The 20,714-nt window shown below is 74.3% G+C and carries 16 protein-coding genes; 10 read left to right on the forward strand and 6 right to left on the reverse strand.

All coding sequences use genetic code 11. The features are described 5' to 3' along the window. The first annotated feature begins 58 nt into the window (after positions 1–58). Genes dxr through ispG form a run of 3 tightly spaced genes read left to right on the forward strand, consistent with a single transcriptional unit; the run spans position 59 to position 3,699 of the window. The gene (gene dxr / locus ACZ6S5_RS06900; protein WP_465998521.1) at positions 59–1,270 is read left to right on the forward strand and encodes a 1-deoxy-D-xylulose-5-phosphate reductoisomerase; all 1,212 of its coding nucleotides are present in this window, start codon (positions 59–61) and stop codon (positions 1,268–1,270) included. Then, complete coding sequence (locus ACZ6S5_RS06905; protein ID WP_465998523.1) at positions 1,270–2,517, forward strand: M50 family metallopeptidase; 1,248 nt, start codon at positions 1,270–1,272, stop codon at positions 2,515–2,517. Before dxr ends, ACZ6S5_RS06905 begins: the two co-directional genes overlap by 1 nt. Before the next feature lie 9 nt (positions 2,518–2,526). Next, positions 2,527–3,699, forward strand: coding sequence for a flavodoxin-dependent (E)-4-hydroxy-3-methylbut-2-enyl-diphosphate synthase (ispG, locus tag ACZ6S5_RS06910; protein WP_465998525.1), 1,173 nt, complete (start codon positions 2,527–2,529; stop codon positions 3,697–3,699). 67 nt (positions 3,700–3,766) lie between these two features. Here the strand turns inward: ispG and ACZ6S5_RS06915 are convergent, their stop codons facing one another. Further along, positions 3,767–4,453, reverse strand: a complete 687-nt coding sequence (locus ACZ6S5_RS06915) for a winged helix-turn-helix transcriptional regulator (protein WP_465998527.1) — start codon at positions 4,451–4,453, stop codon at positions 3,767–3,769. A 127-nt stretch (positions 4,454–4,580) separates the two neighbouring features. Here ACZ6S5_RS06915 and ACZ6S5_RS06920 point away from each other — a divergent pair, with 127 nt between their 5' ends. Further along, positions 4,581–5,402, forward strand: coding sequence for a class I SAM-dependent methyltransferase (locus ACZ6S5_RS06920; protein ID WP_465998529.1), 822 nt, complete (start codon positions 4,581–4,583; stop codon positions 5,400–5,402). Positions 5,403–5,462: 60 nt separating this feature from the next. Here the strand turns inward: ACZ6S5_RS06920 and ACZ6S5_RS06925 are convergent, their stop codons facing one another. Next, positions 5,463–6,050, reverse strand: coding sequence for a PadR family transcriptional regulator (locus tag ACZ6S5_RS06925; RefSeq protein WP_465998531.1), 588 nt, complete (start codon positions 6,048–6,050; stop codon positions 5,463–5,465). Between the two features lie 119 nt (positions 6,051–6,169). Between ACZ6S5_RS06925 and ACZ6S5_RS06930 the strand changes: the two genes are divergently transcribed. The 6 genes from ACZ6S5_RS06930 to ACZ6S5_RS06955 all read left to right on the forward strand — a co-directional run bounded on the left by ACZ6S5_RS06930 (position 6,170) and on the right by ACZ6S5_RS06955 (position 15,470). Next, positions 6,170–7,396: an MFS transporter gene (locus ACZ6S5_RS06930; RefSeq protein WP_465998533.1), complete on the forward strand. Its 1,227-nt coding sequence runs from the start codon at positions 6,170–6,172 to the stop codon at positions 7,394–7,396. Positions 7,397–7,462: 66 nt separating this feature from the next. Beyond that, the gene (locus ACZ6S5_RS06935; RefSeq protein ID WP_465998535.1) at positions 7,463–8,302 is read left to right on the forward strand and encodes a GNAT family N-acetyltransferase; all 840 of its coding nucleotides are present in this window, start codon (positions 7,463–7,465) and stop codon (positions 8,300–8,302) included. Positions 8,303–8,424: 122 nt separating this feature from the next. Next, positions 8,425–9,144: an ATP-binding cassette domain-containing protein gene (locus tag ACZ6S5_RS06940; RefSeq protein ID WP_465998537.1), complete on the forward strand. Its 720-nt coding sequence runs from the start codon at positions 8,425–8,427 to the stop codon at positions 9,142–9,144. Then, positions 9,141–11,291: a YhgE/Pip family protein gene (locus tag ACZ6S5_RS06945; RefSeq protein ID WP_465998538.1), complete on the forward strand. Its 2,151-nt coding sequence runs from the start codon at positions 9,141–9,143 to the stop codon at positions 11,289–11,291. Before ACZ6S5_RS06940 ends, ACZ6S5_RS06945 begins: the two co-directional genes overlap by 4 nt. Positions 11,292–11,301: 10 nt before the next feature. Next, the gene (locus ACZ6S5_RS06950; protein ID WP_462754424.1) at positions 11,302–11,895 is read left to right on the forward strand and encodes a TetR/AcrR family transcriptional regulator; all 594 of its coding nucleotides are present in this window, start codon (positions 11,302–11,304) and stop codon (positions 11,893–11,895) included. A 77-nt stretch (positions 11,896–11,972) separates the two neighbouring features. After that, the gene (locus ACZ6S5_RS06955) at positions 11,973–15,470 is read left to right on the forward strand and encodes an ATP-binding cassette domain-containing protein (RefSeq protein ID WP_465998540.1); all 3,498 of its coding nucleotides are present in this window, start codon (positions 11,973–11,975) and stop codon (positions 15,468–15,470) included. A gap of 70 nt (positions 15,471–15,540) precedes the next feature. On the opposite strand, the gene ACZ6S5_RS06960 is transcribed toward ACZ6S5_RS06955, so the two are convergent. The 4 genes from ACZ6S5_RS06960 to ACZ6S5_RS06975 all read right to left on the reverse strand — a co-directional run bounded on the left by ACZ6S5_RS06960 (position 15,541) and on the right by ACZ6S5_RS06975 (position 20,699). Further along, a complete protein-coding gene (locus ACZ6S5_RS06960; protein ID WP_465998542.1) occupies positions 15,541–16,608 on the reverse strand; it encodes an NADH:flavin oxidoreductase/NADH oxidase in 1,068 nt (355 codons plus the stop codon). Positions 16,609–16,726: 118 nt separating this feature from the next. Next, complete coding sequence (locus tag ACZ6S5_RS06965; RefSeq protein WP_465998684.1) at positions 16,727–18,022, reverse strand: dicarboxylate/amino acid:cation symporter; 1,296 nt, start codon at positions 18,020–18,022, stop codon at positions 16,727–16,729. A gap of 206 nt (positions 18,023–18,228) precedes the next feature. Continuing rightward, positions 18,229–19,656, reverse strand: coding sequence for an FAD-binding oxidoreductase (locus ACZ6S5_RS06970; RefSeq protein ID WP_465998544.1), 1,428 nt, complete (start codon positions 19,654–19,656; stop codon positions 18,229–18,231). A gap of 116 nt (positions 19,657–19,772) precedes the next feature. After that, positions 19,773–20,699, reverse strand: coding sequence for an AEC family transporter (locus ACZ6S5_RS06975; RefSeq protein ID WP_465998546.1), 927 nt, complete (start codon positions 20,697–20,699; stop codon positions 19,773–19,775). Positions 20,700–20,714 lie beyond the last annotated feature (15 nt).

The following is a 20,714-nucleotide window of genomic DNA, read 5'->3' on the forward strand; positions in this document are numbered from 1 at the left end:
GACACCGGGGAGTGAGGCTCCCAGCGGGCGCTCAGGAGCGCTGGGGAAGAATGGGTGGGTGACGTCTCCCCGCGACCTCGTCCTGCTCGGCTCGACCGGCTCGATCGGTACCCAGGCCATCGACATCATCAAGCGCAACCCGGACTGGTTCCGGGTGGTGGCCCTCGGCGCGGGCGGCGGCAACGTCGAGCTGCTCGCCGCGCAGGCCCTGGGGCTGGGCGTCGAGGTGGTCGGCGTGGCGAAGGCGTCCGCCGCCCAGGATCTCCAGCTCGCGTTCTACGCCGAGGCGAGCCGGCGCGGCTGGGCCACCGGCGACTTCAAGCTTCCCAAGATCGTGGCCGGGCCGGACGCGATGACCGAGCTGGCGCAGTGGCCGTGCGACATCGTGCTCAATGGCGTGGTCGGCTCCCTGGGCCTGCCACCGACCCTGGCCGCGCTGCGCGCCGGGCGTACCCTCGCGCTGGCCAACAAGGAGTCCCTCGTGGCCGGCGGCCCGCTGGTCAAGGCCGCGGTGACGCGGCCGGGGCAGATCGTCCCGGTCGACAGCGAGCACTCGGCGTTGGCGCAGTGCCTGCGCGGCGGCACCCGGGGCGAGGTCCGCCGGCTTGTGGTCACCGCCAGCGGCGGCCCGTTCCGGGGCCGGCGCCGCGACGAGTTGACCGAGGTCACGCCCGACCAGGCCCTCGCGCACCCCACCTGGAACATGGGCCCCGTCGTCACCATCAACTCGGCCACGATGGTCAACAAGGCCCTCGAGGTGATCGAGGCGCACGAGCTGTTCGACGTGCCGTACGCCGACATCGAGGTGATGGTCCACCCGCAGTCGGTGATCCACTCGATGGTCGAGTTCGCCGACGGGTCCACCCTCGCCCAGGCCAGCCCGCCGGACATGCGGCTGCCCATCGCGCTCGGCCTCGGCTGGCCGGACCGGGTGCCGGCGGCGGCCGCCGCCGTCGACTGGACGAAGGCGCACACCTGGGAGTTCTTCCCGCTCGACGACGCCGCGTTCCCGGCCGTCGCCCTCGCCAAGGCGGCCGGCGAGGCCGGGCGGTGCCGGCCGGCGATCTACAACGCGGCGAACGAGGAGTGCGTGGCGGCGTTCGTCGCCGGGCGGCTGCCCTTCCTCGGCATCGTCGACACCCTCCAGCGGGTGCTGGAGGACGCTCCCGACTTCGACGAACCAGGTACCGTCGAGGACGTGCTCGCCGCCGAGTCGTGGGCACGGGCGCACGCCCAGGAGATCATCGTCGGGTCGGTGGAAGGAGCCTGATGGTTTACCTGCTCGGGGTGGTGCTCTTCGCCCTGGCGATCCTCATCTCGGTGAGCCTGCACGAGGCGGGGCACATGCTCACCGCCAAGGGCTTCGGGATGAAGGTGACCCGCTACTTCGTCGGGTTCGGCCCGACGCTCTGGTCGTTCAAGCGGGGCGAGACCGAGTACGGCGTGAAGGGCATCCCGCTCGGCGGCTTCTGCAAGATCGTCGGGATGACCCCGCAGGACGACGACGTCGACCCCGCCGACGAGCCGCGCGCGATGTGGCGCTACCCGGTGTGGAAGCGGACGATCGTGATGTCCGCAGGCTCCATCACCCACTTCGCCCTGGCCCTGGTGACGCTCTGGATCATCGCGGTCACCGCCGGCCTGCCCAACCCGAAGTTCCCGAACACGGAGGAGGCCTTCAAGGCCGAGCCGGCCGTGATCGCCCTGGCCCCGTGCGTCGTCGTGGAGAACGTCAGCCGGGGCTGCCAGGTCGGCGACCCGGCCAGCCCGGCCGCCCAGGCCCAGCTCAAGGACGGCGACCGGATCACCGCCGTCAACGGCCGGCCGGTCTCCACCTGGGGCGACATGCTCGACGTGGTCCGCGCCACCACGCCGGGCTCGGCCACCGTCCAGTACGTCCGCGACGGGCGGACCGCCACCGCCACCGTCGACCTGGCCGCCGTGCAGCGGCCGCCGCTGGGCGACCCGAAGGGCGCCACCTCGGCGGTCTCCGCCCTCGGCGTCGCGCTCCGGCCGAGCACACCGACCCTGGTCCAGTACGGTCCGGTCGGCGCCTTCGGCGCCACCGCCGACTTCACCGGCAACATGGCGGTGCAGACGCTGCACGCCATGCAGCGGATCCCGCAGAAGGTGCCCGCGCTGTGGACGGCGGTCACCGGCGGCGAGCGGGACGCGGACACCCCGATCAGCGTGGTCGGGGCCAGCCGGCTCGGCGGCGAGGCGGTGGCGAACAACGCCTGGCTGGTGTTCTTCATGCTCTTCGTGTCGCTGAACTTCTTCATCGGCGTGTTCAACCTGCTGCCGCTGCTGCCGCTGGACGGCGGCCACATCGCCATCGCCTGGTTCGAGCGGACCCGCTCCTGGGTCTACGCCCGGATCGGCCGCCCCGACCCCGGGCGCGTCGACTACCTCAAGCTCATGCCCATCACGTACGCGGTGATCCTGATCGGTGGCGCGTTCACGCTGCTGACCGTCACCGCGGACGTCGTCAACCCGATCACGCTCTTCTCAAGGTGAGTGCCTGAAGTGACCGCTGTCAGTCTCGGTATGCCCCCCGTACCGCCGCCGCCGCTCGCCCCGCGCCGGGCCAGCCGCCAGATCATGGTCGGCTCGGTGCCGGTCGGTGGGGGCGCGCCGGTCTCCGTGCAGTCCATGACCACCACCCTGACCGCCGACGTGAACGCCACGCTCCAGCAGATCGCCGAGCTCACCGCCGCCGGCTGCCAGATCGTCCGGGTGGCCGTGCCGTCCCAGGACGACGTCGAGGCGCTGCCGGCGATCGCCAAGAAGTCGCAGATTCCGGTGATCGCCGACATCCACTTCCAGCCGAAGTACGTCTTCGCCGCGATCGACGCCGGCTGCGCGGCGGTCCGGGTGAACCCGGGCAACATCCGCCAGTTCGACGACAAGGTCAAGGAGATCGCCAAGGCCGCCGGCGACGCGGGCGTGCCGATCCGGATCGGCGTGAACGCCGGCTCGCTGGACAAGCGGCTCCTCGCCAAGTACGGCAAGGCCACCGCCGAGGCGCTGGTCGAGTCGGCGCTCTGGGAGTGCTCGCTGTTCGAGGAGCACGGCTTCCGGGACATCAAGATCTCGGTCAAGCACAACGACCCGGTGGTGATGATCCGGGCCTACCGGCTGCTCGCCGAGAAGTGCGACTACCCGCTGCACCTCGGCGTCACCGAGGCCGGCCCGGCGTTCCAGGGCACCATCAAGTCGGCGGTTGCGTTCGGCGCGCTGCTGGCCGAGGGGATCGGCGACACCATCCGGGTCTCGCTCTCCGCCCCGCCGGTCGAGGAGATCAAGGTCGGCGCCGCGATCCTGGAGTCGCTGGGCCTGCGCGAGCGGGGCCTGGAGATCGTCTCCTGCCCGTCCTGCGGCCGGGCCCAGGTGGACGTCTACAAGCTGGCCGAGGAGGTCACCGCCGGCCTGGAGGGGTTGCCGGTGCCGCTGCGCGTCGCCGTCATGGGCTGCGTGGTGAACGGTCCGGGCGAGGCCCGCGAGGCCGACCTGGGCGTCGCCTCCGGCAACGGCAAGGGTCAGATCTTCGTGAAGGGCCAGGTCATCAAGACCGTGCCCGAGGGCCAGATCGTGGAGACGCTGATCGAGGAGGCGCTCCGGCTCGCCGACGAGATGGGTGCCGAGATCCCCGAGGAGCTGCGCGACCTGGTGCCCGGCGCCACGGTGACCGTGCACTGACCCCGGATCCGCCACGACGTGCGGCCGTCCCCGACCGGGGCGGCCGCACGCGTCGTTTCCGGCCCGGTCAGGCCTTCACCGTCGGCCTCGGTACGGCGGCGAAGTCGGAGAGGGTGAACCAGCGGGGCAGTGCCCGGCGCAGCGCCTCCGGGCCGGTCACCGCCACCGCGCCGCCGCGCAGCGCGTGCGGCCAACTCAGGTCGCCCAGCCAGACCCGCACCAGGGCGCGCAGGTCCGCGTCCACCGTCACCGTGACGTTGTGGCCGGGATCGACGTCGCAGACGTCGGCCTCGCCGGTGTGGATCACGAGCCACCAGTCGCGCAGGTCGGCCGGCACGTCGCGGAAGCGGAACTGGACCACCGTCCGGCCGGCCGGGACGGCGCTGTGGTCGACGTGGCGGTGCATGTCCCACAGCAGCAGCTTCGGGTCCAGGTCCGCGTCGCCCAGCTCACCGATCCAGCGGATCCCCCACGCGCCGAGCGCCTCGAGCACCGGGCGCAGCTCCCGGCCGGCCCGGGTCGGCACGTACCGGACGTCGGCACCGTCCACCTGCCGCTCCACCAGGCCGGCCCGGACGAGCTGGTGCAATCGTCGGGACAGCAGGGTGGGCGACATCCGCGGCAGGCCCCGACGCAGGTCGTTGAAGCGCTCGGAGCCGCTCACCAGCTCCCGGACGACCAGCAGCGTCCAGCGCTCGTCGAGCAGCTCCATGGCCTTCGCGACGGGGCAGAACTGGTGGTAGGTGGCCCCCATGGGCGGCACGCTACGCCGCCGGTTCAGGCCCGAACAGGAGCTTGTCGGGTCCGGTACAGATCTCGTACTAGGTTGCCGCCGCCCCGCTGCCTAGCGTCCGGACCAGGCACGAGGCAGAGGAGTAGTCATGATCGACTCGATGGAACTGGACCGGGCGGTGAAGGCCCGGCACCGGCAGATGTGGGCCCTCGGCAGCTACGCCGCGGTCGCCGCGGAGGTCATCCCGGAGCTGGGGGCGACCCTGGTCCGGGCGGCCGGTGTCGGCCCGGGCGAGCGGGTGCTGGACGTGGCCGCCGGCACCGGCAACGCGGCCATTCCGGCAGCCCTGGCCGGGGCGGACGTGGTGGCCAGCGACCTGACCCCGGAGCTGCTGGAGATCGGGCGGGCGCTCGCCGCCGAGCGCGGCGCCCGGCTGGACTGGCAGGAGGCCGACGCCGAGGCGCTCCCGTACGCCGACGACGAGTTCGACCGGGTGCTGTCCTGTGTGGGGGTGATGTTCGCGCCCCGGCATCAGGCCGCCGCCGACGAACTGGTCCGGGTCTGCCGGCCCGGCGGCACGATCGGCCTGGTCAGCTGGACGCCCGAGGGGTTCGTCGGGCAGCTGTTCGCGACGATGAAGCCGTATTCGCCGGCGCCGCCGCCCGGCGCGCAGCCGCCCCCGCTCTGGGGCCGCGAGGAGCACGTCCGCGCCCTGCTCGGCGACCGGGTGACCGACGTCGTCACGCACCGCCGGGCCGTCACCGTGGACCGGTTCGCCACGCCGGAGGAGTTCCGCGACTACTTCAAGGCGCACTACGGGCCGACGGTCGCGGTGTACCGGGCGCTCGCCGGCGAGCCCGAGCGGGTCGCCGCCCTGGATCGGGACCTCGCCGACCTGGCCCGCCGGTACACCGAGGGCGGCGTGATGCGCTGGGAGTACCTGCTGCTCACCGCGCGCCGGCGGCGCTGACCGCGCGCCGGCGGGGGTGGCGGTCCCGAGGCCACCCCCACCGGCGTACGGCCCGCCGGCTCACTCGGACTCGGCGAGGATGGCGTACAGCTTGCGCCGGGTCTCGTCGAGCACCTGGGCGGCCCGCTCCCGCTGGTCGTCGGTGCCGGTCATCATCACCTGGCGCAGCGCGTGCATGGCCTGCTGGCCGGCATCCCGGATGTCGTGCCAGCTGTTGACGGTCTTCTCGGCGAACTCCGCCCAGGGCGGGGTCTGCGCCGCCTCCGCCGCCTCGGCCTGCCCCTGTTCGGTGAGGGCGAACCGCTTGCGCCCGCCGTCGGAGTCGGCGGCGGCGGTGATGACGCCCTCGTCCTCGAGCAGTTGCAGGGTCGGGTAGATCGATCCGGGGCTGGGCCGCCAGGCCCCGCCGGTCCGCGAGTCGATCTCCTGGATCATCTCGTAGCCGTGCATCGGCCGCTCGGTGAGCAGGGCCAGCACGGCGCCGCGCACGTTCGGCCGGCGCCCCCGGCCGCGTCCCCGGCCGCCCCGGCCGTGCCCGTGGCCCCCGGGGCCGGGCGGGAACGGCGGCGGGCCGGGCGGGACGGGCGGGAAGCCGAAGCCGCGCATCCGCATCTCGTGCATCTGGTGCACGCGTCGGTGGAAACCCATCGGGCTCTCCTTCTGTCGTCGTATCACTGATGCATCAACGATATATCGGTAATGCATCGCCGACAAGACAAATCCGGGGGGGCTGCAAACCGTACGTACGTCTTGCTAAGCTCCTCGGCGTGCGCCTGCTTCCCGAACCGGGCCCGGCCCGGACCCTTGCCCTGTCGACCCTGGTCAACACCGTCGGACGCGGCACCTGGCTGACCGTCAGCGCCCTCTTTCTGACCCGCTCGGTCGGGCTGAGCGTGGCCCAGGTCGGCCTGGGGCTCACCGTCACCGCGCTGGTCAGCCTGCTGGCCAGCACGCCGATGGGCTACCTCGCCGACCGGTACGGCCCGCGCGGGATGCAGCTCGCCGCCCTGCTCGCCTCGGCGGGCTGCACCGCGGCGCTGGTCGCCGTCCGGTCGTTCCCGATGTTCCTCGCGGTCGGCGTGCTGATGGCGGTCGCCGACTCGGCCAGCCGCGGCGCCCGGGGCGCCCTGATCGCCGGGGCGGTCCCCGCCGACCAGCGGGTCCGGACCCGGGCCTGGCTGCGCGCGGTCACCAACGTGGGGATCGCCGTCGGGACGGTCGCCGCCGGCTTCGGCATCGCCGCCGACACCCGCACCGCGTACGTGGCGCTGATCCTGCTCGACGCGGTGACCTACCTGGGGGCGGCGGCGATTCTGCTGCGGCTGCCGGTGGTGCCGCCGGTGCCGGCGCCAGCGCACGGCCCCCGCCTGATCGCGCTGCGGGACCGCCCGTTCCTCGCCTTCACCGTGCTGGACGGGCTGATGTCCATGCACTTCGGGCTGATCAACATCGCCCTGCCGCTCTGGATCGCTGATCACACCAGCGCGCCGGACTGGCTCGTCTCCGGCTGCCTGCTGCTCAACACCGTGGTGGTCGTGCTCTTCCAGGTGCGCGCCTCGCGGGGCACCGAGGACCTGGCCGGCGCGGGCCGGGCCGCCCGCCGGGCCGGCGTCGTCATCGCGGCGGCCTGCGGGCTCTTCGCGCTCAGCGGCGGAGTGCCCGCCGCGGTGGCCGTGCCGCTGCTGCTCGGCGGGGCGCTGGTGCACGTGGTCGGGGAGCTGTGGCACGCCGCCGCCGGTTGGGGTATCTCGTTCGGCCTCGCCCCGGCCCGCGCCCAGGGCCAGTATCAGGGCGCGTACGGGATGGGCATGCAGCTCGGCTCGATGGTGGCCCCGGTGGTGGTGACCACCCTCGCGGTCGGCTGGGGCGAACCGGGCTGGCTGCTGCTCGGCGGGTTCTTCCTCCTGCTCGGGCTGCTGGTACCGCCGGTGGTGCGGTGGGCCGCCCGGACCCGCCCGGTCGAGCCGGCCGACACCCCGGTGCCGGTCGGCTGAGTCGCCGCTCACCGGGTCCTCAGGTCGGCCCGCGCGCGCCCGGGTGGATCTGGCAGGCTGGTATCCGTGCTCACGGTGCCGGTACGCCAACTCGGGGAGTCGGAGCGCCGTGCCGTCGAACGGCTGCTCGACCTCGACCCGTACGCCGGCGCGCAGGTCGCCGAGCGGGTCGCCGCCCGGGGCCTCGCCTGGTGGCGGGCCGAGGGGCGGATACTGGGCTACGGCGCCCGGCGCAACGTGGAGTCGATCTGCTGGCTGGGTGGCAACCTCACCCCGGTGCTCGCCTCCGAGCCGGCGGTGGCCGCCTTCGCCGAGCAGTTGAGCACGGAGGAGCGGCTCTGCTCCTCGATCGTGGGCCGCGCCGACGCGGTGCTCGGGCTCTGGGACCGCCTCTCCACGCACTGGGGGCCGGCCCGGGACGTACGCCCCAACCAGCCGCTGCTGGCCACGGACGCGCTGCCCGCCGTGGCGGCCGACCCCGAGGTCCGCCGGGTGCGCGGCCACGAGATCGACCAGCTCTTCCCGGCGGCGGTGGCGATGTACACCGAGGAGGTCGGGGTGTCGCCGCTGGCCGAGGACGGCGGGCGCGGCTACCGGCGGCGGGTGGCCGACCTGGTCCGTGCCGGTCGGGCCTATGCCCGGTTCGTCGACGGCAGGGTGATCTTCAAGGCCGAGCTGGCCGTGGTGACCCGGCGCACCGCGCAGGTCCAGGGGGTCTGGGTGGCGCCGGAGTGGCGGGGGAGGGGGATCGCCACCGCGGCGATGGCGGCGGTGGTGTGCGACGCCCTGGCCCGCTTCGCGCCGACGGTCAGCCTCTACGTCAACGACTTCAACCTGCCCGCCCGGCGGGTCTACGAGCGCTGCGGCTTCCGGCCGGTGGGCACGCTCGCCACCGTGCTGTTCTGAACCCGCCCCGGCGGCATGGCCGGGATCACGTCGCCGCGAATTGCGCCGAACCGGACAGTCGGCGCTATGCTGGCCATGTTTTTGTACTGACCGGTCAGTCTAGAAGTTGAGGGTGCGGGATCGTGAAGATCGTCGAGGCCAGCGGGCTGGGTCTGCGGACCCGCCGCGGCTGGGTCTACCGGGACGTCGACCTCACCGCCGAGGCCGGGGAGCTGCACGCCGTCACCGGGCCACCCGGCAGCGGCCGTACCTCCCTGCTGCTCGCCCTGGCCGGACGCTTCCCGCACACCGACGGCGAGCTGCGCCGCCGCGGCCCCGCCGCACTCGGCCAGGTCGCCGGGGTGCACGAGCCCGACCCGACATTGACCGTCGCCGAACACATCCAGGAGCGGCTGCTGCTGCTCGGGCCGGTGCCGCGCCGCCGCCGCCAGCTCGTCCCGGTCGCCGCCGTGCGGGCCCGCCGGGCCTACCGCCGGGACGCCTTCGCGGCCGCCATCGCCGGCACCGGCCTCACCGACGCCCCGCTCGACCCCGACCGGTACGGCCGCGACCTCACCCCCGTCGAACGCCAGGTGCTCGGCCTGGTGCTGGCCAGCCTGAGCGGCCCGAGCCTGATCGTCGCCGACGACGTGGACGCCGGCTCCGACGCTCCCGAACGGGAGCAGATCTGGGCCGCCCTGGCCCGCCTCGCCGACCAGGGGTACGCGGTGATCGCCAGCGCCCGCGCCGTCGAGCCGGGCGTCACAGCGGTCGTGCACCGGATCGGCGACCCGACCCTGCCCACCCCCGCCCTCGTCGCGCCGCGTACGGCGCAGGACCAGACCCTCGAGGTGTCCGCATGAGCGTCCTTCGACTCGCGCTGTTCGAGCTGCGCCGGATGACCCGGGGCCGGCTGCCGCGCGCCGCGCTCGCCGTCCTCACCGTCATCCCGCTGCTCTACGGAGCCCTCTACCTCTACGCCTTCTGGGACCCGTACGGGAACCTCGACCGCATCCCGGTCGCCCTGGTCAACGCCGACCGGCCGGCGAAGGCCGCCGACGGCACCGAGGTGCACGCCGGCAAGGACCTCACCGACGAGCTGCTCCACCGCAAGGTCTTCGGCTGGACCGTGACCGACCAGGCCGACGCCACCGACGGGCTGCGCGACGGCCGCTACCACCTGGTCTTCTCCATCCCGGCCGACTTCTCCGCCACCCTGGCCGCCAGCCCCGAGCCGGACCAGCCGGCCCGCCGGGGCGAACTGAAGGTGGTCAACGACGACGCCACCAACTACCTCTCCGGGCTGCTCGCCCGCTCCGCGTTCAGCGAGATCCGGGCCGCCGCCGCGGAGAGCACCGCCGCCTCCTACTTCGACAAGATGCTGATCGGCTTCACCGACGCCAAGGCCGAGACCGGCCGGGCCGCCGACGGGGCCGGGCAGATCCACGACGGGCTCGGCGCGTCCGAGGAGGGCGCCGGCAGGATCGCCGACGGGCTGGACGGCGCCGAGGACGGCGCCGGGCAGCTCGCCGCCGGCCTCGACCGGTCCGCGCAGGGCGCCGACAAGCTGGCCGGCGGCCTCGACCAGCTCTACACCGGCGCGGCGCAGCTCGCCGACGGCGCCAACCAGGCCGCCACCGAGACGAAGGCCGCCGCCGCCAAGGTGGACGCCGCCGCCGACCGGTACGAGCCGCTGCTGCGCAGGAACGCCGACGACATCCAGCGGGCCGCCACCCTGGTCGCCGAGGGCGCGCAGGCGCTGGCTGACGGTATCGACACACTGCCGGCCAGGGCCGACGCGGTGGTCAGCCAGGCGGAGGAGGTCGGCGACCGCCTCGACGCGCTGGCCAAGGCCCACCCCGAGTTGGCCGACGACCCGAACTTCGTGGCCGCCCGGCAGGCCGCCGACAAGGCGGTGAGCACCGCCCGGGCGATGTCCGCCGCCCTGGACCGGACCGACCTGGCCGCGCTGAAGAAGCAGATGACCGAGGTCGCGCAGACCGCCCGCGAGGTGGCCGCCGCCGCGCCGCACCTGGCCGACGACGTCGCCTCCGCCCGGGCCAAGGTCGACCAGCTCGCCAGCGGGCTCGGCACCCTCGCGCAGGGCAGCGCCAAGCTCCGCGACGGCCTCGGCGACGCCGCGAACGGCGCCGACCAACTCCGGGGCGGGCTCTACCGGCTCGCCACCGGCGCCCGGCAGCTCGACGGCGGGCTGGCCCAGCTCGGCAGCGGCAGCGACCGGCTGGTCAGCGGGCTGACCAAGCTCGAGGGCGGGGCGGGCGACCTCGCCGACGGGCTCGCCGCCGGGGCCGAGAAGCTGCCCGGGTACCACGACGCGGACAGCCGCTCCGACATCCTCGGCGACCCGGTCGGCCTGATCCGCAACTCGCACCACCCGGCCGGCTCGTACGGGGTGGGCTTCGCCCCGTATTTCCTGGCCCTCGCCCTCTGGGTCGGCGCGATGATCACGTACATGCTGCTGCGGCCGGTGAACCGCCGGCACGTCATGTCCGGCGCGCCCGGCTGGCGGGTCGTGCTCGCCGGCTGGCTGCCCGCCGCCGCGATCGGCCTGGCCCAGGTCGCGGTCCTGTTCACCGTGGTCACCCTGGCACTCGGCCTCGACCCGACGCACCCGGTGGCGACCTTCGGGCTGCTCGCGCTCGCCTCGCTGGCCTTCACCGCGATCATGCAGCTGCTCGGGGTGGCGCTCGGCCCGGCCGGCCGGCTCGCCGCGCTGGCCCTGCTGATGCTCCAGCTCACCTCCTCCGGCGGCACCTACCCGGTGCAGACCTCGCCCGGTTTCTTCCAGGCGATCCACCCGTGGCTGCCGATGACGTACGTGGTGGCCGGGCTGCGGCACACGATCAACGGCGGCCCGGCCGCCCCGGTGGTCACCGGCGCCCTGGTGCTGCTCGCCTTCGCGGCCGGCGCCATGGTGCTCACCGTCGGCGCGGCACGCCGGTCCCGCCGGCTCACCCCGGCCAGGCTGCACCCCGAACTGACCATGTGAGGATGGGCGGGTGACGGACGGACGGTCGCGCCGACGGGAGGACACCCGCCAGCGCCTCTTCGTGGCGGCGGTGGAACTCATCGCCGAGCAGGGTTTCTCCGCCACCACGGTGGACGACATCGCGGCCCGGGCCGGGGTGGCCAAGGGCACGGTCTACTACAACTTCGAGTCCAAGACGGTCCTCTTCGAGGAGCTGCTGCGGCACGGCATCGGCCTGCTCACCGCCGACTTCCGGGCCGCCGTCGACGGGCTGCCGCCCCGCGAGGCGCTCGCCGCGCTGGTCCGCGCCGAGCTGGAGTACATCCGCCGCTACCGCGCCTTCGCCCAGCTGCTGCTCTCCGAGATGTGGCGCACCAACCGGGAGTGGCAGCAGACCCTGCGGCTGCTGCGCGGCGAGGCGATCGAGGTGATCGCCGAGACCGTCCGGGCCGGCGTGGCCAGCGGCGACCTCCCCGCCGACCTGGACGTGCGGACGGCCAGCTCGGCGCTGTTCGGCGTGGGCCTGGTGGTGGCCGTGGACTGGCTGGTGTTCCAGCCGGACCGGCCGATCGAGGACGTGCAGGAGGCGCTGCTCGGCATCGTCCGCCGGGTCGCCCAGACGTAAATCGTTTGAATTGTTCCGCCCGGAACGGCGAGGCTGGGAGCACCGCCCCCACCAACCCGAGTCCGGAGGACTGTCCTATGCGCCTGCTCCGAGACCTCTGGGCCACCGCACCTCGCCGCTTGGCACTGGTGGGGCTCCTCATCGTCGTGGGCGCCGCCGGCCAGGCCGCCGCCTCCGCGCTGGCCGGACCGGTCCTCGTGCACCGGTCCGCCGGCTGGTTCGCGCTGCTGGCCGTCGCGCTGGTCGCCGCCGTGGTCACCGACCTGCTGATCGGGCTGCTGATGGCCCGGCTGACCGCCGACTGGTCGGCCGACGTGCGCCGCCGGCTGTGCCGGGTGGCGCTCGGGCAGGACCTGCCCACCCTGGAGACCACCCCGGTCGGCGAGCTGCTCGACCGGATCGACAACGACGTCTACCAGGTCGGCTCCGAGCTGCGGAACACCGGCGTACGCCTCGTCCAGGGCCTGGCCGTCTGCCTGCTCGCCACGGTCAGCGCGCTGTTCGTCTGGTGGCCGGCCGGCGTCGGGATGATCCTGCTGACCGCGCTGCTCGGCGTGCTGCTGCGCCGACCCACCGCGCGGATCGCCCCGGCCCGGATGGTCGAGGAGGAGGCGTGGTCCGACCTTGCCGCCGTGATGGAGGAGGCGGTGCACGGCCAGGACGACGTCCGGACCAGCCTGGCCCGGCCGTACGTGCTGCGCCTCTACGCGCGGCGGGCCGCCGCGGTGATCCGCCGGGGCGGCACGGTGTTCCGGCTGTCCGCCCGGGTCACCGCGCTGGCCGCCGGCGGGGTTCGGCTCGGCATCGTCGGGGTGGTGCTGGCCGGGGCCTGGGCGCTGTCCACCGGCCGGGTGGACGCCGCCCGGCTCACCGCCATCTGGCTGCTCGTGCTCGCCTTCGGCGCGACCGTCGAGCACATCGCCCGCTGGGTGCCGCACCTGCAGCAGGCATTCGGCGCGTGGGCGCGGGTGCAGCTGCTCGCCGGCTCCCGCCAGGAACCGGCCGGCGGGGTCACCCCGGTGGACGGCGACGTCACCGTCCGCGGGCTCACCTTCCGCTACCCGTCGAGCGAGGACGAGCGCGGACCGGCGCTGCGCGACGTGCGGCTCAGCTTCGTCCGGGGTCGGTCGTACGCCCTGGTGGGCCGAACCGGCTCGGGGAAGTCGACGCTGGCCAAGGTCCTCACCCGGGCCGTGGACGTGCCGCGCGGCACGGTCTTCCTCGGCGACGCCGACCTGGTCGACCTGGACGTCGAGGCGCTGCGCCGGTGGATCGCCGTGGTGCCGCAGCGTACCGAGATCCTCGCTGGCACCCTCGCCGAGAACGTCGCCCTCTTCGACCCCGCCCTGCTCGACGACGCCACCCGGGCGCTGGCGGAGCTGGGGCTGGCCGGCTGGATCGCCGAGCTGCCCGACGGGGTGCACACCCGGCTGGGCGAGGGCGGGCACGTGCTCTCCGCCGGGCAGGAGCAGCTCGTCGCGTTCGCCCGGATCCTGGTCCGGGACCCGCGCGTGGTGATCCTCGACGAGGCGACCGCGCGGCTCGACCCGGTCACCGAGACCCGGGTGCGCCAGGCCACCGAGCGGCTGCTCACCGACCGGATCGGCATTGTCATCGCGCACCGGCTCTCCTCGGTGCGCCGCTGCGACGACGTGGTGGTGATGGCCGACGGCGCGGTGCTGGAGGCCGCGCCGCTGAGCGAGTCGGTCCGCTTCGCCGAGCTGCTCGCCACCAGCCACGCCGGCGCGTACGCCGGTGCGGGCGCCCGCGGCGGCGGGCTGGACCTGCTCGACGGGCCGCCCGACGCGTGGGACGGGGAACCGGCGGCGGACGCCGCCCCGGCCGGTGTCCCCCGGCAGGTCGCCGTGCCGCGCACCGACCCGCCGCCGGTCCCCGACCCGCCGCCCGCGCGGACGCTGCGGGAGATCCTCCGGCTGGGCACCAACGATCCCCGGTACGGACTGGTCTCGGTCGGGCTGTTCATCGTGATGACCCTGCTCGGGCTGGACGGCTCGGTGCTGCCCTGGCTCTGGGCCGGGGTGGTCGGCGGGGGAGACCCGTGGCTGCCGGCGCTCGGCATCGCCGCCGCGCTGCTGGTGGTGCTGCCGCTGCCGTACCTGACCAACCTCTGGTTCCCGCAGTGGTGGATCCGGCAGATGCTGCGGATCAGCGCCCGCCTGGTGCACGGGCAGACCGGGGCGCGCCGGGTCAGCGGGCACACCCCGGCCGAGGTGGTGGCGCAGGGCGGCGACACGGACCGGGTGGTGCAGCTGGCCGACAACCTGATGGACCAGTTCATCTCGGCGGCCATCCTGGTCACCATGACCGTGGTGACCGGCAGCTTCGTGCCGGGGCTGTTCTTCCTCGGCACCATGGTGGTCTCCGGGCTGGCCGCCACGCTGTTCGCGCCGCGGCTGGAACGGACCGCCCGGGGCACGGTGAAAGCCCGCGCCGCGTTCGCCACCGCCCTGGTCTCCTCGCTCTCCGCCGCCCGTACGGTGAAGCTCGCCGGTGCCACCCGGCCGGTGCTGGACCACCTCGCGGCGCTGGACACCGTGCGCAGCGACCGGCAGCGCCGGGAGATCGCCATGCAGGTGTGGGCCCGGTCCACGCCGTCGCTGGCCAGCGGGTTGCTGCCGATCGGGGCCTGGGCGCTCTACCTGGCCGGCGGGCTCTCCGCCGGGGCCACCCTGGTGGCCGTCTCCACGCTGGGCGCGGCCCGCTGGTTCGCCTGGACCACCGCCTCGCTGGTCTCCAACTACCCGTCGGCCCGGGTGTGGACCCGGCGGACGGTGGCGATGAGCGGGGTGGGGGTGTACTCGGCGACGGTGCCCGGGGTGGACCTGGCCGCCGGCACCGCGCCCGCGCCGGAGCCGCCGGCGCGGCACCCGCTGCGCCGGCTGGAACTCGCCGGGTTCGGCGCGCTGCACACCGACGGCACCCTCGCGGTGCGGGACGTGGACCTGACCGTCGAGCGGGGGCAGCTGGTGCTGGTCGTCGGGCCGGTCGGATCCGGCAAGTCGTCGCTGCTGCGGGCGCTCGCCGGGATCGTCCACCACACCGGGGCGCTCCGCTGGAACGGCGAGCCGGTCACCGAGCCGGAGCTGTTCCTGCGCCCGAGCCAGGTCGGCTACGTCGGGCAGCTGCCCCGGGTGCTCTCCGGGACGGTGGCCGACAACATCGCGCTCGGGCACCAGGTGGACGCCGCGGACGCCGTCACCACCGCCCAGCTCGATCACGACCTGGCGGCGGCGGGCGGCGGGCTCGGGTTGCTCATCGGGCACAAGGGCACCCGGCTCTCCGGCGGGCAGCTCCAGCGGCTGGCGCTGGCCCGGGCCCTCGCACCGCGTACCGAGCTGCTGGTCGCCGACGACGTGTCGTCGGCGCTGGACGTCACCACCGAGCTGGCGCTCTGGGCCGCGCTGCGGGAGCACGGCGTGACCGTGGTCGGGTCGACCGCCAAGCGGGCCGCCCTGGTTCGCGCGGACCACGTGGTGGTGCTGGTCGACGGCGTGGTGGCCGCCCAGGGCCCCTGGCACGACCTGGAGCCCCGCTGGTCCCACCTGGCGGGGTGACCGACTCCGGCTGCGCGATGTGGCGGTATCCCCGAGCGGGGACACCGCCACATCGCCGGAACGGAGTGGGTCAGAAGGCGCGGGTGTACTGGTCGGGCCAGTGGGGGGTGGCGCCGAGCTTGGCGGCGGCGCGGCGCGGCCAGTACGGGTCGCGGAGCAGCTCCCGGCCGAGCAGCACCACGTCCGCCTCGCCACCGGCGACGATCTGCTCGGCCTGCTCGGGCTCGACGATCAGGCCGACCGCGCCGGTCGGCACGCCCGCGTCGCGGCGGATCCGGGCGGCCAGAGGCACCTGGTAGCCGGGGCCGACCGGGATGCTCGCCCCGGCCGAGGCGCCGCCGGAGGAGGTGTCCACCAGGTCCACCCCGGCGGCGGCCAACTCGGCGGCGAGCGCCACGCTGTCCTCGACGGTCCAGCCGCCGTCCACCCAGTCGGTGGCGGAAATCCGGGTCAGCACCGGCACCGCCTTACCGACCGCGGCGCGGACCGCGCGGGCCACCTCCAGGGTGAGCCGCATCCGGCCGGCCCGGTCGCCGCCGTAGCCGTCGGTGCGGCGGTTGGTCAGTGGGGACAGGAACTCGTGCAGCAGGTAGCCGTGCGCGGCGTGGATCTCCACCGCGGCGAAGCCGGCATCGAGGGCCCGGCCGGCGGCGGCGGCGAACGCCTCGACCACCGCGGCGATCCCGGCCTCGTCCAGCGCGGTCGGCCGGCGGTGGTCGGGCAGGAACGGGTCGCTGCCGGGGCCGACCGGGGTCCAGCCGCCCTCGGCGTCCGGCACGCCGCCCCGGTGCCCGGCCCACGGCCGGTACGTCGAGGCCTTGAACCCGGCGTGCGCGAGCTGCACGGCCGGCACCGCGCCCTGCGCGGCGACGAACGCGGTGACCGGCCGCCAGGCGTCGACGTGGGCGCCGGACCAGAGCCCGGTGTCCTGCGGGCTGATCCGCCCCTCGGGCACCACGGCGGTGGCCTCGGTGAGGATCAGGCCGGCGCCGCCGACCGCGCGGGAGCCGAGGTGGATCCGGTGCCAGTCGGTGGGCAGGCCGTCCGGCCCGGCGCTGTACTGGCACATCGGGGCGAGCGCGACCCGGTTGGGCAGGGTGACGCCGCGCAGGGTGAGCGGGGTGAACAGGGCACTCATGCGGTGATCCTCCGGGAGGGGCGACGGACCGGATCCTCCGGGGAGGGAAGGGCCCGGGTCACGTGGTTCGGGTGCGTTCCCTGTCGCCGGAGCGGCAGGAAACGCACCCGTTGCGAGGTCAGGCGGGGACCGGCGCCAGCTCGTCGGAGCGGGTCGGCCGCGGCTCGTCGGCATCGGCCGGGTCGCGCCGGCCGGCCGACTCGTACGCCGCCCGGTCGAGGGTGCCCTCCCGGGCCGCCACGATGGTCGGCACGAGCGCCTGACCGGCCACGTTGGTGGCGGTGCGCATCATGTCCAGGATCGGGTCGATCGCCAGCAGCAGGCCGGCGCCGGCCAGCGGCAGGCCCAGCGTGCTCAGGGTCAGGGTGAGCATCACGATCGCGCCGGTCAGGCCGGCGGTGGCCGCCGAGCCGACCACCGAGACGAACGCGATCAGCAGGTAGTCGGTGACGCCGAGGTGGATGCCGAAGACCTGGGCGACGAAGATCGCCGCGAGGGCCGGGTAGACGGCCGCGCAGCCGTCCATCTTGGTGGTGGCGCCGAACGGGACCGCGAAGGAGGCGTACTCGCGGGGGACGCCGAGCCGCTCGACCGAGCGCTGGGTCACCGGCATGGTGCCCACCGAGGAGCGAGAGACGAAGGCCAGCTCGATGGCGGGCCAGGCGCCGGCGAAGAAGCGCAGCGGGTTGAGCCGGCCGGCGGCGACCAGCAGCACCGGGTAGACCACGAAGAGCACGATCGCGCAGCCGACGTAGACGGCGGTGGTGAACTTGGCGAGCGGGGCCAGCAGGTCCCAGCCGTACGAGGCGACGGCGTTGCCGATCAGACCGAGGGTGCCGATCGGGGCGAGCCGGATGACCCACCAGAGCGCCTTCTGCACGATGGCGAGCACCGAGCGGTTGAGCGTGACGAACGGCTCGGCGGCCTCGCCGATCAGCAGCGCCGCGGCGCCGACGACCAGGGCGAGGAAGACGATCTGCAGGACGTTGCCCTCGACGAACGCGCCGACCGGGTTGGTCGGGACGATGCCGGTGAGGAAGTCGGTCCAGGAGCCGGTCTTCTTCGGCGCGGCGGCGCCGGCCAGGTCGAGCGTGACGCCCTTGCCCGGGTCGGTGAGCAGGCCGAGGCCGATGCCGATGCTCACCGCGATCAGCGCGGTGATGCCGAACCAGAGCAGCGTCTTGAGGGCCAGCCGGGCGGCGTTGGCCACGCCGCGCAGGCTGACCACGCTGACCACGATGGCGGTGAAGACCAGCGGCGGCACGGCCAGCTTGAGCAGCTGGATGAAGAGGTGGCCGACGGTGTCGAGGGTGCTGGTCAGCCAGGCGAGGTCGTTGGCGCGGGCGAGGAAGCCGAGCGCCACGCCGAGCACGAGGCCGAGCAGGATCTGCACGGAAAAGGGGATCTTGCGCAGGGCGGAAGCCATGAGGATGCGTCCAAGGTCTGGGAGAGGGTGAACGGGGCAGCGGTCAGGAGCGCGGCTGCGCCGGACAGATGCCGCTGGCCTGCCGTCGGAGGTCGACGTACAGGCGCACGGTGAGGTGCCAGACGTTGGTCATCGCCTGCCGACGCTACTCCCAGCCGGTTCCCAGGTGGAAGGATCGACCGGCGTGACGCTCCTTACAGCGGCGCTCGGTCCGGAAGCAGCTTCCCGGGGTTCAGCACGCCGTGCGGGTCGAACAGGCGCTTGAGCATCCGCATCAGGTGCAGTTCGTCGCCGTCCTTGTAGTCGGCGATGATCTCCCGCTTCGACTGTCCGAGGCCGTGCTCGGCACTGATGCTGCCGTCCGCCGCGGCCACCGAGTCGTAGATGACCCGGGCGAGGGCGTCGGCGCGGGCGCGGAACTCCTCGTCGGCGCTGCCCGCCGGCTTGCTGAGGTTGTAGTGCAGGTTGCCGTCCCCGATGTGGCCGTACGTCACGATCCGGATGCCCGGGACGGTCTCCGTGAGCGCCCGGTCGGTGCGCGCCGCGAACGCCGGGATGCGACCGATCGGCACGCTGACGTCGTGCTTGAGGCTGGGACCCTCGTGGTTCTGCGCCTCCGAGATGCCCTCGCGCAGGGTCCAGAGGGCGGCCGCCTGCGCCGGTCCGGCGGCGACGACGCCGTCCCGCACCACCCCCCGCTCGACCGCCTCGCCCAGCGCGGACTCGATCATCCCGTCCAGGTCGGTGCCCGGCAGCGTGTCCCCCAGCTCCACCAGGGCGTACCAGGGGTGGTGGTCATTGAACGGGTCGCGTGCCCCCGGGACGTGCCGCAGCACGAACGCGACGCTCTGCCGGGACATGACCTCGAAGGCGGTCAGCCGGTCGCCGGCCAGCTCCCGCAGCAGACCGATCAGGTCGACCGCCGCTTGCGGATCCGGCAGGGCCACCCACGCCGTCGCCCGGCTCCGCACGGCGGGGAAGAGCTTCAGTACCGCGGCGGTGATGACGCCGAGGGTGCCCTCCGCCCCGATGAACAGCTGCTTGAGGTCGTAGCCGGTGTTGTCCTTCCGCAGTCCGCGGAGCCCGTTCCAGATCCGCCCGTCCGGGAGCACGACCTCCAACCCGAGGGTCAGGTCCCGCATCGTCCCGTAGCGGAGCACGCCCATGCCGCCGGCGTTGGTCGCGAGGTTGCCGCCGATCGTGCAGCTCCCCTCCGCGCCCAGGGACAGCGGGAAGAGCCGGCCGGCGGCCGCCGCGGCCTCCTGGACCGACCGCAGGACGGCGCCGGCCTCCACGGTGATGGTCTGGTTGGCGACGTCGAGGTCGCGGATGCGCCGCATCCGGGTCAGGGAGAGCACCACCTGACGGCCGGAGCGGTCCGGTACCGCTCCGCCGCAGAGTCCGGTGTTGCCGCCCTGTGGCACCACCGCGACGCCCGCCTCGGCGCAGAGCGCGACGACCGCCCCCACCTCGGCGGTGCTGCTGGGCCGCACGACGGCCGCGGCACGTCCCCGGTACGCGCCGCGCCAGTCGGCGAGGTAGCCGGCCATGTCGTCCGGGTCGCTGATCGCCGCGGCGGGCCCGACCACCTGCCGCAGCCGGTCGACGAGGTCCGCCGTCACGCCGCCCTCCCCTGGCTCGCCACCGCTCGACCCGCTCACGGCCTCACGCTAGGAGCCGAGGACGATGCCTGTCCAAGTCCGGCCAGACATGGCTGGATACCTTCCCGGCATCGTCCTCACTCGAGCAGCACGGCGATCCCGACGAGCACGGGCACGGACAGCACGGTCGTGAGCAGTACGACGTCCCGCGCCAGCAGGGTGCCCCGGTCGTAGGACGAGGCGTAGACGAAGACGTTCTGCGCGGTCGGCAGGGCCGAGGTGACGGTGACCGCCAGCAACGCCACACCGGAGAGGCCGGCGACCCACCGACCGAGCGCGTAGGCGAGGGCCGGCTGCGCGACGGTCTTGAGCGCCACGGCGAGCCACACCCGGGGGGCGCTCTCCCCGGCCGCGGGGCGGGGTGCGCCGTGCAGGCTCATGCCGTACGCCAGCAGCGCGGCGGGCACGGCCAGCGCGGCGGTGAGCTCCACCGGCTTCAGCACCGGCGACGGCAGCTGCACGCCGGCGGCCGCGACCAGCACACCGAGGCCGCAGCCCAGCACGACCGGCGTCCGGAGCGGCTGGGTGAGCAGCCGCCACCCGGGCACGGCCTCGCCCGCCGGGCGGGAGCCGGCCAGCACGGCCAGCCCGACCGGTGCCATCACGAGTACCTGGAACAGCAGCACCGGGGCCACGAACGACGCGTCGCCGAGGACGTAGACGGAGATGGGGATGCCCAGGTTGCCGGCGTTGACGTACGAGGAGGCGAGCCCGCCGACCGTCAGCTCGGCCGCCGGGCTCCGCCAGCGCCACCGGGCCAGCGCCGCGTACAGCAGGGCGCTGAGCAGCGCACTGCCCGCGGTCGCCACGAGCGCGGCGGACAGGAGCTCCCCCGGGTCGGCCCTGGCGAGCGTGAGCAGCAGCAGCGCGGGCGTCGCCACGAAGTAGGACAGCCGCGACAGCACCGGGCCGGCGTCGGCGCCCAGCGTGCCGGTCCGGCCCAGGAGCCAGCCGACCGCGATCACCGCCACCAGGGCGGCGAACCCGCCGATGACGCCGTTCACCCCGCCGTACCCCGG

The organism is Micromonospora sp. NPDC051924, from assembly GCF_055586005.1.